General features: G+C 72.9%; 14 protein-coding genes and 1 riboswitch. Of the genes, 6 read left to right on the top strand and 8 right to left on the bottom strand.

The window, feature by feature from the left end; all coding sequences use genetic code 11:
- The first annotated feature begins 12 nt into the window (after positions 1–12).
- Positions 13–1,395, top strand: a complete 1,383-nt coding sequence (locus IE244_RS17335; protein ID WP_191874425.1) for a S1 family peptidase — start codon at positions 13–15, stop codon at positions 1,393–1,395.
- A gap of 102 nt (positions 1,396–1,497) precedes the next feature.
- Here the strand turns inward: IE244_RS17335 and IE244_RS17330 are convergent, their stop codons facing one another.
- The 3 genes from IE244_RS17330 to IE244_RS17320 all read right to left on the bottom strand — a co-directional run bounded on the left by IE244_RS17330 (position 1,498) and on the right by IE244_RS17320 (position 3,352).
- Positions 1,498–1,683: a hypothetical protein gene (locus IE244_RS17330; protein ID WP_031170052.1), complete on the bottom strand. Its 186-nt coding sequence runs from the start codon at positions 1,681–1,683 to the stop codon at positions 1,498–1,500.
- Positions 1,684–1,892: 209 nt separating this feature from the next.
- On the bottom strand, positions 1,893–2,588 hold the full coding sequence (locus tag IE244_RS17325; protein ID WP_191874424.1) for a L,D-transpeptidase family protein: 696 nt from the start codon (positions 2,586–2,588) through the stop codon (positions 1,893–1,895).
- Between the two features lie 113 nt (positions 2,589–2,701).
- Positions 2,702–3,352, bottom strand: coding sequence for a maleylpyruvate isomerase family mycothiol-dependent enzyme (locus IE244_RS17320; RefSeq protein WP_191874423.1), 651 nt, complete (start codon positions 3,350–3,352; stop codon positions 2,702–2,704).
- Positions 3,353–3,436: 84 nt separating this feature from the next.
- Here IE244_RS17320 and IE244_RS17315 point away from each other — a divergent pair, with 84 nt between their 5' ends.
- A complete protein-coding gene (locus IE244_RS17315; RefSeq protein ID WP_191874422.1) occupies positions 3,437–4,336 on the top strand; it encodes a LysR family transcriptional regulator in 900 nt (299 codons plus the stop codon).
- Positions 4,337–4,518: 182 nt separating this feature from the next.
- On the opposite strand, the gene IE244_RS17310 is transcribed toward IE244_RS17315, so the two are convergent.
- The 3 genes from IE244_RS17310 to IE244_RS17300 all read right to left on the bottom strand — a co-directional run bounded on the left by IE244_RS17310 (position 4,519) and on the right by IE244_RS17300 (position 7,239).
- Positions 4,519–5,433 carry an SDR family oxidoreductase gene (locus IE244_RS17310; protein ID WP_191874421.1) on the bottom strand — a complete coding sequence of 305 codons (915 nt, stop codon included), beginning with the start codon at positions 5,431–5,433 and terminating at the stop codon, positions 4,519–4,521.
- An 88-nt stretch (positions 5,434–5,521) separates the two neighbouring features.
- Positions 5,522–6,151: an MBL fold metallo-hydrolase gene (locus tag IE244_RS17305; RefSeq protein WP_191874420.1), complete on the bottom strand. Its 630-nt coding sequence runs from the start codon at positions 6,149–6,151 to the stop codon at positions 5,522–5,524.
- Positions 6,151–7,239 (bottom strand): S-(hydroxymethyl)mycothiol dehydrogenase, encoded by a 1,089-nt coding sequence (locus IE244_RS17300; RefSeq protein WP_191874419.1) that lies wholly within the window; start codon positions 7,237–7,239, stop codon positions 6,151–6,153. Before IE244_RS17300 ends, IE244_RS17305 begins: the two co-directional genes overlap by 1 nt.
- A gap of 276 nt (positions 7,240–7,515) precedes the next feature.
- Between IE244_RS17300 and IE244_RS17295 the strand changes: the two genes are divergently transcribed.
- The 3 genes from IE244_RS17295 (at position 7,516) to IE244_RS17285 (ending at position 10,074) form a co-directional block, all read left to right on the top strand.
- Positions 7,516–8,289 (top strand): acyltransferase domain-containing protein, encoded by a 774-nt coding sequence (locus IE244_RS17295; RefSeq protein WP_191874418.1) that lies wholly within the window; start codon positions 7,516–7,518, stop codon positions 8,287–8,289.
- 263 nt (positions 8,290–8,552) lie between these two features.
- Positions 8,553–8,918 (top strand): nuclear transport factor 2 family protein, encoded by a 366-nt coding sequence (locus tag IE244_RS17290; protein ID WP_191874417.1) that lies wholly within the window; start codon positions 8,553–8,555, stop codon positions 8,916–8,918.
- Positions 8,919–9,119: 201 nt separating this feature from the next.
- Positions 9,120–9,200, top strand: a riboswitch (ZMP/ZTP riboswitch).
- A 25-nt stretch (positions 9,201–9,225) separates the two neighbouring features.
- Positions 9,226–10,074, top strand: coding sequence for a bifunctional 5,10-methylenetetrahydrofolate dehydrogenase/5,10-methenyltetrahydrofolate cyclohydrolase (locus IE244_RS17285; RefSeq protein ID WP_191874416.1), 849 nt, complete (start codon positions 9,226–9,228; stop codon positions 10,072–10,074).
- On the opposite strand, the gene IE244_RS17280 is transcribed toward IE244_RS17285, so the two are convergent.
- On the bottom strand, positions 10,075–11,097 hold the full coding sequence (locus IE244_RS17280) for a CU044_5270 family protein (RefSeq protein WP_191874415.1): 1,023 nt from the start codon (positions 11,095–11,097) through the stop codon (positions 10,075–10,077).
- On the bottom strand, positions 11,090–11,773 hold the full coding sequence (locus IE244_RS17275; RefSeq protein WP_191874414.1) for an RNA polymerase sigma factor: 684 nt from the start codon (positions 11,771–11,773) through the stop codon (positions 11,090–11,092). Before IE244_RS17275 ends, IE244_RS17280 begins: the two co-directional genes overlap by 8 nt.
- 106 nt (positions 11,774–11,879) lie before the next feature.
- Between IE244_RS17275 and IE244_RS17270 the strand changes: the two genes are divergently transcribed.
- Positions 11,880–12,414: cbb3-type cytochrome c oxidase subunit I (locus tag IE244_RS17270; protein WP_191874413.1), on the top strand; the 535-nt coding region annotated here is incomplete at its 3' end.

Genomic DNA, 12,414 nt, shown 5'->3' with positions numbered 1-12,414 from the left:
CGGGAGCCCTGCATGCGGCACGCACGACGACGGATCGTCAGGCGGGTGACACGCCTGGCGGCGGTCGGCGGACTCCTTCTCGGGGGCGCGATGGTCGCCCAGGCGGCCATGGCGAGTGAGACGCCTTTGGCCGCCAGACCGTTCGCCTCGGCCACCGGCGGCGCGGACACCGGCGCGGCGCTGGTGGCGCGGCTCGGCACGGCACGGACGGCGGGCAACTGGATCGGCGCCGACGGGCGGACCGTCGTGGCGGTGACCGACGACGCGGCGGCGCGGGAGGTACGGCGCGCGGGGGCCGAGGCGAAGGTCGTGTCGCACAGCATGGACGAACTGAAGTCGGCCACGGCCGCGCTGCGTGCGGCGCCGCGTGTGGCGGGCACCGCGTGGGCGGTGGACTACCGCACCAACCGGGTCGTGGTGCGTGCGGACAGCACGGTGTCCGCCGGCGACTGGTCGCGGATGGGTCATGTCGCCGCGGGGATCGGCGGCTTCGTGCGGATGGAGCGCACGAAGGGTTCGTTCACCACGCGGCTGAACGGTGCCCAGCCGATCCTCTCGACCGGCGGTCGCTGCTCGGCCGGGTTCAACGTGACCAACGGACAGAGCGACTTCATCCTCACGGCCGGTCACTGCGGTCCGGCGGGGTCCACCTGGTTCGCCGACAACCAGGGCAACCAGCAGCTGGGCCGGACGGTGAACAGTGCCTTTCCCGGTAATGACTTCTCGCTCGTGCAGTACGCCTCCGGCAAGGCCGGTGACGGCGCGGACGTCGTCGCGATCGGCGGCGGCAACGGAGTGCGGATCACGGGGGCCGCCGACGCGGCCGTCGGGCAGCGGGTGTTCCGCAGCGGCAGCACCAGCGGGCTGCACGACGGGACGGTCACCGCGCTGAACGCGACGGTCAACTATCCGGAGGGGACGGTCACCGGCCTCATCGAGACCAATGTGTGCGCCGAACCCGGTGACAGCGGCGGCCCGCTGTTCTCGGACGGGATCGCGCTCGGGGTCACCTCGGGCGGCAGCGGTGACTGCACGGCCGGCGGGACGACGTTCTTCCAGCCGGTGACCAAGGCGATGGCGGCGTTGAACGTCAAGCTCCTCGTGTCCGCGCAGAACGCCGGCGGGGCCGCCGGCCAGGGCTCCGCCTCCCCCGCGCCGTCCGCCCCGGCCGGGCAGGGCGCGGTCGCGCCGAGCGCGGCCTCGCCCGGCGCCTCTGCACCGGTGACGGGCGCCACGGGGCAGACCCTGCTGGCGCGGCTGACGGACACCCGGAACGTGGGTCCCGGGCTGCTGGTCATCGCGGGCAGTCTGATCGCGCTGGTCGCCACCCGCTACATCCGGGCGGAGCAGGACCGCAAGGCCTATCAGCGGTACTACTCGGCGACCTGGGGCTGACGAGAGGACGGCGGGCGGGAGCCGCCTGGAGGAGCCATGAGAAGGCCACCCGTGCGCTCACGGGTGCCCTGGACGAATGCGGTGCGGTCCGCGCGAGGCCGGTCAGGCCGCCCGGTGCGACTGCGGGGTCACGGCGGCCCACTCCATCACGAGGCGCTGGTACTGCGCGCGCTGCTCGGTGGTCAGTGTCCCGCCCGACCGGCGCCACAGGGCCCTGATCTCCTCGTTGACCTCCGCGGCCGATCGCTCGGGGGCGGCTTCAACAGTGGTGGACATGCTGTGAAGCATATGCCGATCGACGTGAAGGCGCTGTGAGTAAGTACACCCGATACGGACATTCCGGACCGTGTTGCTCATCACGTCAATGTGTCAAGCGCAGGGCGGGAGTTCACACCGGGCCCTCACCCGGCAGGAGCCCCGGACCGGGCGACGGTGAGCCACGGCACAGCCCCGCCGCGCCCCCGCGGCGGGGCCCCGATCCCGGGCCGGCCGGTCGCTCAGGTGCCCGGCTTGCGGCCGTAGACGAAGACGTCGTCGCCGGTCCTCAGCAGCGACCAGTACGCCTTGGCGTCCTTGGTCGTCATGTTGACGCAGCCGTGCGAGCCCGGCGGGTTCCACATGCTCAGGCCCACCGAGTGGAAGGCCTGGCCGCCGTCGAAGAACTGGCTGTAGGGCATCGGCACGTTGTAGACGGTCGAGACGTGATCGATGTCCCGCCAGTAGACCTTCTTCAGCCCGGTGCGGGTCGCGTAGCCCTTGCGGCCGGTGCGCACGGGTACGGGACCGTGGACGAGCCTTCTGCCGTCCTGGATCCAGCTGAGCTGGAGCGTGAGGTTCACGCAGGCGATCCGGCCCTTGTTCACCGGGCACGCGCCGTCCTTGTTGGGGTTGTTCCCGACCGCCTTCTGCTTGTTCATGAGGTCCATCACGCCCCAGGTGACGGGTCCCGCGTAACCGATGGCGGGCGTGATGCCGTGCTTGTTCTGGAAGGCCTGGACGGCCCTGCAGTCACCGGCGGACTGCCGGCCGTCGACGGGCCGGCCGAGGAACTTCTCCACCTGCTTCTGGTACGGCCCCGTCTGCGTGGTGCAGCTCGCGGCCTGGGCCGGTGCCGCGGTCAGGGCGAGCGTGAGCGGCGCCACCAGTGCCGTGACGCCGAGCGCGACGACACCTCGTCTGCGTATGTCCCCCATCTGCATCTTCTTCTCCCCTTGTCGCCCAGGGACTGCCCCGGGTACCTCCCTGCGCGATTCCCGCGATTTCGGACTACTAGACCCGCGCGGCGGCCGAAGGGTTGTGGTTCCGGTCAGGCTGTGACGAAACGGTGAACTTCGTCACCGCGCAGCCGGCCGGCGGGGAGCCTGCGGCCGTAGGCGACCAGCAGGAGGTCCTGGCCACGGCCGTGCAGGGGCGCGCCGGAGCCGAAGGACCAGTCGAGGTCCTCCGCGCACAGCCGGACGCCGCTGAGGTCGGTGCCGAAGACCCGGAAGGCGCGCGGGTCGATCGCGTCGAGGAGGATCCGCAGCCGGTCCTCGGGGACGTCCCGGTCCAGGCCGAGGGCGACGGTGACGTCCAGGCCGTGCACGACGTCGTGGCCGAGGGCCGAGGTGAGGCCGCCGACGGGGGGCGTCCAGGGGTGGTGGGCGTGGGTGCGCAGGAAGGCGGCGAGTGCGGTGTCGGGGTGGGCGGCGGCGTCGCGGCGGGCGAGCCGGCCGGTCATGCGGTGCAGGCTGCCGCGCGCCTTGACCAGTTCCACCAGCACCTGCCCGGTCCGGTAGCGGAACCCCATCGACATGTGCGCGACGACCTCGCGCACCCGCCAGCCCGCGCACAGGCTGGGCGCGTCCCACTGCCCGGGCGTCAGCGCGTCGAGAAGATCGGCCAGTTCTCGCCGTTCGGCGGCGATGGCGGCGGCCGTGATGGCGGTGTCCGCCGCGGTGTGTGCTGCTTTCCCCATGCCTCCAGGGTGTTGGCGCGGCGCCCGGAAGTCCAAGACACGCTGTGTCTCGCGTCTAGCATGATCGGTTATGGGGTGTCGAGCATGGAGCTGAGGCAGCTGCGGTACTTCGTGGCAGTGGTGGAGGAGGCCGGATTCACCCGGGCCGCCGAACGGCTGCACCTGGCCCAGCCCGGGCTGAGCGCGCAGGTGCGGCAGCTGGAGCGGGAGTTGGGGCAGCCGCTGCTGGACCGCTCGGGCCGCTCGGTGCGGCCGACGGAGGTGGGTGAGGCCGTGCTGCCGTACGCGCGGGCCGCGCTCGCGGCCGTCGACGGGGTGCGGCAGACGGTGGAGGAGTACACGGGCCTGCTGCGCGGCCGGGTCGCCGTCGGGCTCGTCCCCGGCACCCTCGCGCACGCCTTCGACATGGCCGGGCGGCTGGCGGACTTCCATGACGCGCACCCTCAGGTGGAGGTCACCCTCACCGAGGACACCTCGGACCGGATGCTGGCCGCGCTGCGCCGGGGCGGGCTGGACCTGGCCGTCATCGGGATCGCCGGGGACGCGCCGCCGGGCGTCGGTCTGCACGTCGTGATCGACGAGCCGCTGGTGGCGGCGGCCGTCCCCGGACACCCGCTGTTCGTCGAGTACGACCGCGCCGACGGGCTCCCTCCGGCGGCCCTGCGCGGGCACCGGCTGCTCGGGCTGCCCCGCGGAACCGGGGTGCGTGGGGTCCTGGAGCAGCTGTGCACGGAGGCGGGATTCCGGCCGCACATCGCGTTCGAGGCGGCGACCCCGGACGCGCTGTGCCGGTTGGCGGCCCGCGGCCTCGGGGTCGCCGTCGTGCCCGGTCTCGGCCCCCGGCCGGGTCTTTGCGCACTGCCCGTGGCCGATCCCCTCGCCCGCGGTCGGGTGGCCCTGGCATGGCGCTCGGCGGGACCCGTGCCGCCGGCGGCCCGGGAGCTCCTGCGACGGCTGCGCGAAGGGGTGGGCGGGGGCGGGTGAGCGCCGCGGGAGGCTTCGGCGGCCAGGCCCCGGCCGCCCTCCTCGGCCGCCCTCCTCGGCGAGCCTTCTCGCGGCGGCGGCGCCGATGCCGCGGGCCGCGCCCGTGACGAGGACCCCGTCGTGTCCGGCGGCGCCGGGCTGATCGGCCGTGGGAGTGCCCGCACGGGCCCTCGGGCGTCCTCTCAGCGGTATCCGGTGACGTCCGCCGGCTTGCCCGCGTCCTGGACCTCGACCAGGTACCGCCAGGCGTCGGGGCGGCTGCCGTCGAGGTCGGTGAAGCCGTACACCCCGGCGAGTCCGCCACTGGACAGGGACTGCCCGTTGAAGCGGGCCACGTCGGGGTCGGCGGCGAGAGCGGCGACGGCACGGCCGGTGAAGTGCGGGGTCTCGGAGATCGCGAAGTGCGGTTCGCGGGCGAGGGCGTCACGCCAGTTGTCCTCGCGGACGCCGTACGCGTCGAGCATCAGCTCCGAGCGCAGCCAGCCCGGCGTGAGGGCGACGGCGGTGGCGCCGCGCGGGCCGAGTTCGTGGCCGAGGGCGAAGGCCATGCGCAGCACGGAGGCCTTGGCGAGGTCGTAGAAGAAGTTCACGCGGTAGGTGTCGCGGTTGTACTCGGCGGTGCCGTCGGTGACCTCCACGACCAGACCGCCGGGCCGGCGCAGCAGGAGCGGCAGCGCGAAGTGGCTGGTGACGGCGTGTGTCTCGACGGCGAGCCGGAGCAGTCTGAGTCCGTTGTCCAGGTCGTGCTCCCAGACGGGGGTGTTCCACTCGAAGAGTTTCTCGCCGCCCCAGATGTCGTTGACGAGGACGTCCAGGCGGCCCTGTTCGCCGTCGATGCGGTCCACGAGGGCGCGTACGGCGTCCTGGTCCAGGTGGTCGGCCGGTACGGCGATGCCGTGCCCGCCGGCCGCGGTGACGAGGTCGGCGGTGTCCTCGACGGTCTCGGGGCGGTCGTACTCCGAGCGCCGTTCGCGGGTGCTGCGGCCGGTGACGTAGACGGTGGCGCCGGCCGCGCCCAGTTGCACGGCGATGCCGCGTCCGGCGCCCCGGGTCGCCCCCGCGACCAGTGCCACCTTGTCCTTGAGCGGTCCTGACATGTCCGGCCTCCCGTGCGCCACGGCTGCTGTCGCCGTCCACTGTCGCGGGAAAGCCGGACATCTCCTGTCGGGATTGCCGGGGAGTTCCTCAGTGTCCGCGCCTGATCCACTCCTCCAGGTGAGGTGCCTCGGCGCCGATGGTGGTGGCGTCGCCGTGACCGGGGAGGACCTTGGTCTCCGGGGGGAGGGTGAGAAGCCGGTCGCGGATGGAGTCGATGATCGTCGGGAAGTGGGAGTAGGAGCGTCCGGTGGCGCCCGGGCCGCCCTGGAAGAGGGTGTCCCCGGTGAAGACGGTGCCGAGCCCGGGCTCGTACAGGCACACGGCGCCGGGGGCGTGGCCGGGGGTGTGGAGCACGGTCAGGTCGGCGCCGGCGGCCTCGATGACCTGGCCGTCGAGCAGGTGCCGGTCGGGGTCGCGGTCGGGGTGGGTCTGCTTCCACAGCGGCAGGTCGTCGGGGTGCAGCCAGATGGTGGCGCCGGTGAGGTCGGCGAGTGCCGGTGCGGCGTTGACGTGGTCGTTGTGGGCGTGGGTGCACACGATGGCGATCAGGTGCCGGTCGTCGACGGCGCGGGCGATGGCCTCGGCGTCGTGGGCGGCGTCGATGACGACCACCTCCCGCTCGTCACCGACGATCCACACGTTGTTCTCGACGTCCCAGGTGCCGCCGTCGAGGGTGAACTGCCCTGAGGTGACGAGGCGTTCGATGCGTACGGTCATCAGAACTCCACCACCGAACGCAGCACGTCGCCGTGGTGCATCCGCTCGAACGCCTTCTCCACCTCGTCCAGTTGGATGGTCTCGGTGACGAACGCGTCGAGCGGCAGCCGCCCCTGCAGGTGCAGGTCGATCAGCAGGGGGAAGTCGCGGGAGGGCAGGCAGTCGCCGTACCAGGAGGACTTCAGTGCGCCACCGCGGCCGAAGACGTCCAGCAGGGGCAGTTCGAGCTTCATCTCGGGGGTGGGGACACCGACGAGGACGACCGTGCCGGCGAGGTCGCGGGCGTAGAAGGCCTGCCGGTAGGTCTCGGGGCGGCCGACGGCCTCGATGACGACGTCGGCACCGAAGCCCCCGGTCAGTTCGCGGATCGCCTCGACCGGGTCGGTCGTGGCGGCGTTGACGGTGTGGGTGGCGCCCAGGGTGCGGGCCTTGTCCAGCTTGCGGTCGTCGATGTCCACGGCGATGATCTTCGCCGCGCCGGCGAGTTCCGATCCGGCGACGGCCGCGTCGCCGACGCCGCCGCACCCGATGACCGCGACGGAGTCGCCCCGGCCGACGCCGCCCGTGTTGATCGCCGCGCCGATACCGGCCATGACGCCGCAGCCGAGCAGGCCGGCGACCGCCGGGGAGACGGACGGGTCGACCTTGGTGCACTGGCCGGCGGCGACGAGGGTCTTCTCGGCGAACGCGCCGATGCCGAGGGCCGGGGACAGTTCCCGCCCGGTGGCGGCGAGGGTCATCTTCTGCTTCGCGTTGTGCGTGTCGAAGCAGTACCAGGGGCGGCCGCGCAGACAGGCCCGACAGTTCCCGCACACGGCACGCCAGTTGAGGATGACGAAGTCACCGGGTGCCACACCGGTCACCCCCTCGCCGACCGACTCCACGACACCGGCGGCCTCGTGACCGAGCAGGAAGGGGAAGTCGTCGGAGATGCCGCCCTGCTTGTAGTGCAGGTCGGTATGGCAGACACCGCAGGCCTGGACGCGCACCACGGCCTCGCCGGGGCCCGGATCCGGTACCACGATCGTCTCGACCCGTACGGGCTCGTCCTTCCCCGGTGCGATCACGCCGCGTACTTCCTGCGCCATGGTCTGGCCCCTTCCTCGTTTGCCTTCTCCGCCGACCCTACGCGCGACCGACAGGGAGCGGGACGGACCACGACGATGATCGTGGATCTTTCCGGCCTCCGGCGGGACCGGAGTTCTCGGCCCCGCGGCCCCGGCGCGGCGACCGCGTCCTTACCGACACTTTCGAATCACTTAAGAATGTGACCAAAAAACGTCATTCTATGATGACAATCTTTTTGCAGGCTGCGGGAGTTCGCCTGGTGTGTGCGCCGGACCCGGGCGTGCCTCAATGGGGGCATGCCTGTCGACGGCCGTACCGGACGCACCGCATTCCTGTTCTCGGCCGGCGCCGCGCCCCGGCTCGGAAAGAGTCGTGAACTCCGGGATTCCTTCCCGGTGTTCGCCGACGCGCTGGACGACATCTGCGCGCGCCTCGATCCGTATCTGGAACTCCCGCTGGAACGCGTGATGTCCGCGGACGACGGCACACGCACGGCCGCGCTGCTGGACCGGGAGTCGTTCGCCGGGCCGGCGGTCTTCGCGCTCCAGGTGGCGCAGTACCGGCTGCTGCACAGCTGGGGAGTCCGGCCGGACATGGTGTTCGGGCAGGCGTCCGGGCGGATGGCCGCCGCGTACGCCGCGGGTGTGTTCTCCCTTGCGGAGGCCTGTCACGCGGTCGGCACCCTGGCCCGCCTCCTGGGCGGCCCGCCGGCAGCGGGGCCGAGCTCCGCGCGCCCGGACGGCATCCTCGACGCCTACGGCCGTACCCTCGCCACCCTCCATCCGCGTGCGCCGCGCCTCCCCCTGCTCTGCGACGTCACGACCCGCCCGGTGGGCGCCGAGACCGCCGAGCCGGAGTTCTGGGTGCGGCGCGCACCGCTGCGCTTCGCCGAGGCCGCGGGCCTGCTGCACCGCGAGGGGGTCCGCACCTGGCTGGAGCTGGGCCCCGGGGACGGGCTCACGCGGCAGCTCCCGGACTGTCTCCCGGGCGGTCCGGCCGCGGCCTTCGTGCTCTCCCGGGACTGGGCACTGCTGCGGTCGGGGCCGAACGGCGGGGCGCAAGGCCCATGACGGGGCGGGAGGGGGCGCCCGCCGCGAGGAGCGTGACGGGGCGGGGCCCGGGGCCGGGCACGGCCGGGCGCCCGCCGCGAGGCCCGTGGCCGGGCGGCGGGACCGGGGGTGGGCGGCCCGCGTACCGGTTCGTGGGGCCGTGCGGCTGCGCTTGCCGGCCGGTTGTCTGCGCTTGCCGAGGCCGCCGGGCCGGAGGAGCCTCTAAGAGTGGGGGTCCGCCCGGTCCGCCCCCGCCGGGCCGCGGGCGCCCGAAGGAGGTCACCATGGGCACCGCACGGGGTTCCGCCTTCGACACCGAGACGTTGCGCCGGGGCATAGAAGGGAACACCGGGAACTCCCTTCTGTCGCTCTACGCCGACGACGCGGAGATCCGCATCGTCGACCACAACCACCAGCCCAGCCACCCCACCGTCCTGCGCGGCCGGGGCCAGATCGCCGAGTTGCTGGACGACATCTACCGCCGCGACATGACGCACAAGCTGGACGCGTGCGTCGTACAGGGCGACCACGCCGCGTTCACCGAGTCCTGTCAGTACGGGGACGGCACCCGTGTCCTCGCCGAGTCGATGGTCACCCTGCGGGACGGCAAGATCACCAGCCAGCTGATCATCCAGGCCTGGGACGAGTAGACGCACGCACACACCGGCATGGCAGGTGCCGGAAGGACGCCAGGGTCCAGGTCACCTCCCGGCCGACCTGGACCTTCTCGGCCCGCGCGGCCCTGGGGCGGACGCCCCGGGCCCGCGCCCGGCGGCCGTGCCGTGCGCGTGCCCACGCGCGATCGGCCACGGTCTCCCCGACCGGCCGCCCGGGTGTGCTCGGTTAGGCTGTACGCGGGCCGTGACTGGCGCTGAGGTGGAGTACCACCGGGGAGCGGTCCGTGGTGGATGCCGCGCGCCTGGGCGAGAGAGTCGATCCAGCTCAGGAGTGTGCAGCATGACCCAGGCCCGTCTCATGGACGGTACCGCGCTCGCCCGCCGTGTCGTCGAGGACACCGCGAAGAAGGCCGCCGACCTCACCGCGCGGACCGGCGCCGCGCCCTGTCTCGCCACGGTGCTCGTCGGCGAGGACCCGGCGTCCGTGACCTACGTCCGCATGAAGCAGAGCCGCTGCCGCAAGGCCGGGATCGAGTCCCGGCACGTGGCCCTTCCCGCCACCACCACGACCGGTGAACTCGTCGGCGCACTGAGGGAGTTGTCGAGTGACCCGGCCGTCCACGGCATCCTGCTCCAGCACCCGGTCGGCGCGCACATCGACGAGCGGGCCGCGTTCGAGGCGATCGCGCCGCACAAGGACGTCGACGGTGTCACGTTCGCCTCGTTCGCCACGATGAGCTTCGGTCTGCCGGGCTTCGTCTCCTGCACGCCCGGCGGCATCGTGCGGCTGCTGGACGAGTACGGCGTCGACCCCGCCGGGAAGCGGGCGGTGGTCGTGGGCCGCAGCGCGATCCTCGGCAAGCCGGTGGGGATGCTGCTGCTGGCCCGGGACGCGACCGTGACGTACTGCCACTCCCGGACGGCGGACCTGTCGGCGGCGGTCCGCGAGGCGGACATCGTGGTCGCCGCGGTGGGCCGGCCCCGGCTGATCCGCGGGCAGGACATCAAGCCCGGGGCGGTCGTGATCGACGCCGGCTACAACCCGGGCAACGTCGGCGACGTCGACTTCGACTCCGCCGTGGAGCGGGCCTCGCTGATCACGCCCGTGCCGGGCGGTGTCGGCCCCATGACGATCGCCACGCTGCTGGAGCAGACCGTCGAGGCCGCCGCCCGGCAGCTCGGGGCGTGATCAGCGCATCCAGGCGCTGTATCCCATGACGTCCCCGGCCTTCACGCCGTACTCGGGGTCGTTCCTGAGGAAGGTGGCCTCCATCCCGAGGACACTGCCGGTGCGCGGTTCCAGGACGAGCATGCGCCTGACGGCGCCGGCGTCGTACACGTAGGCCTGACCGGGGCGGCCGAGCCGGTCGGTCACCTGCCCGGCCGGGCGCAGCCCGTGGGCCTGCGCGAACACCCGGACGAGGGCGGCCGACTCGCGGGCACCGAGGGTCCAGTGGTCGAGCAGTTCCCCGACGGCGTCGAAGAGTTCGGCGGTGCTCAGCGCGGCCGGGTCGCGGTGGACACCGGGGCGGGCGACTTCGGTGAGGTAGGCGCGCAGGGCATCCGCGCTGTGCGGCGGGGGCGCCTCAGGCGGGGCGTCGCTCCAGCTCGGCGGGTAGCTGGTCCGGCTCAGCACATGGCCCTCCGCCACGAGGCGGGGCTCACCGCCCTCGTCGGTGAGGACGGGGCGGCCCGGACTGCGCGGGTCGGTCGCCACGACGAGTTCGGTGTGGCTCGCGTCCGCCCGCCAGCGCACCACGCGTTCCTCGGGGAGCGTGACGGGCGGCTTGTCGTCGCTCATGCCGAGGGCCCACACCTGCACGTGCGTCCCTTTGCGCAGGTCCGGCGAGCCGTCCGCCGCGGCCGCGTCGGCCAGGGCCGTCATGTCCCGCAGGGACACGGGCGTGGAGTGGGCGCGGACGGCCAGTGGGCGCGGCGCGGCGACGGCCGCCGGAGTGCTCGCCCCACCGAGCAGCGCGGTGAGGACGGTCACCAGGACGACGGCGGTGGCGGCGATGCTCCAGACCAGCCGGGCGCGGGGGGTACGGCCGTGCGGTCGCGGAAGCAGCCGGACGCGGCGCCGGGGGCCCTCCCCGCGCAGCAGCCGCTGCAGATGCCGCTCGGCGCGGTGGTCGAGGGGGCCGTCGCCGAAGTGGGGGCCGTCGGCCGGTACCGGGTCGGCGCGGCCCAGGAGTTCGAGCTCGTCAGGCATGTCGGTGGTCCTTGCTGAGGTGTGCGCCCCGGACGCCGGCGGGGTGGGGTGGGCGCGGGCCGTGACCGTGGTCCCGGGCGGGCGTCGCGCGGGCGGTGGCCACGGCGTGTCCGGGGTCGGGCCGTCCGTCGGCCGGCGGCGACTGCTCGACCGGGGGCGGCTCGGCCACGGTTGCGGGGCGTATCCGGTCGATCTGGGCCCGGAGGCGGTTGCGGGCCCGGTGCAGACGCATGACTGCCGCCCGTGTGCCGCAGCCCAGGGCGACCGCGATCTCGTCGGTGCCCAGTTCCTCCCAGGCCGCGAGGCGCAGCACCTCCTGGTCCGCCGGGGACAGCCGGGCCAGCGCCTCGTGCACCCAGGCGCCGGGGCCCTCCGTGTCGGGGCTGTCCATGATGTGCCGGCCGTGCGCGGCCTCGTCGTTGCCCAGTCGGTCCACCAGCCGCCGCCTGCGGCCGTAACCGCGTACCGCGTTCGCCAGGCAGTTGCGGGCCACCCCGTACAACCAGGGCAGCGGCGCGTCCGGCAGGTCGCGCCGCCGTCGCCAGGCGACCGTGAACACCTCCGCCACCACTTCCTCCACCTCGTCGGGCCGTCCGGGCAGTCGCCGCGCGACATAGCGGCTGACCGCCCAGTAGTGCTCGCGATAGGCAGCGGCGAAGATCTCGTCGTTGCTCATGTTCGGTTCGTGTCCGGCACGGCCCGGATCGTCACACCCTTCGTCCGTGATGCTCATCGCGTCGTCCGAGTGTGACCGGTGGGCCGGGCGCGGACACAGGCGGGGCGTGAAGAGGATCAGAGACATCAGAGGCATCCGGGCCGTGCGGTGGCTCACCACCACCGATCACAAGACGATCGGAACGCTCTACTTGGTCACCGCGTTCGCGTTCTTCCTGATCGGTGGTGTGCTGGCGCTGCTGATGCGTGCGGAGCTGGCCCGGCCGGGCCTGCAGATCATCTCGAACGAGCAGTTCAACCAGGCGTTCACGATGCACGGGACCGTGATGCTGCTGATGTTCGCCACCCCGCTGTTCGCCGGATTCGCGAACTGGATCATGCCGCTGCAGATCGGCGCGCCCGACGTGGCGTTCCCGCGGCTGAACATGTTCGCCTACTGGCTGTACCTGTTCGGCTCGACCATCGCCGTGGGCGGCTTCCTCACCCCGGAGGGTGCGGCCGACTTCGGCTGGTTCGCCTACTCCCCGCTGTCGGACGCGGTCCGCAGCCCGGGCATCGGCTCCGACCTGTGGATCATGGGTCTGGCCTTCTCCGGCTTCGGCACCATCCTCGGCGCGGTCAACTTCATCACCACGATCATCT

The organism is Streptomyces filipinensis, from assembly GCF_014649495.1.
In the GTDB taxonomy this organism is placed as follows: Bacteria; Actinomycetota; Actinomycetes; order Streptomycetales; family Streptomycetaceae; genus Streptomyces; species Streptomyces filipinensis.
This window is presented reverse-complemented; position numbering and strand designations above follow the sequence as displayed.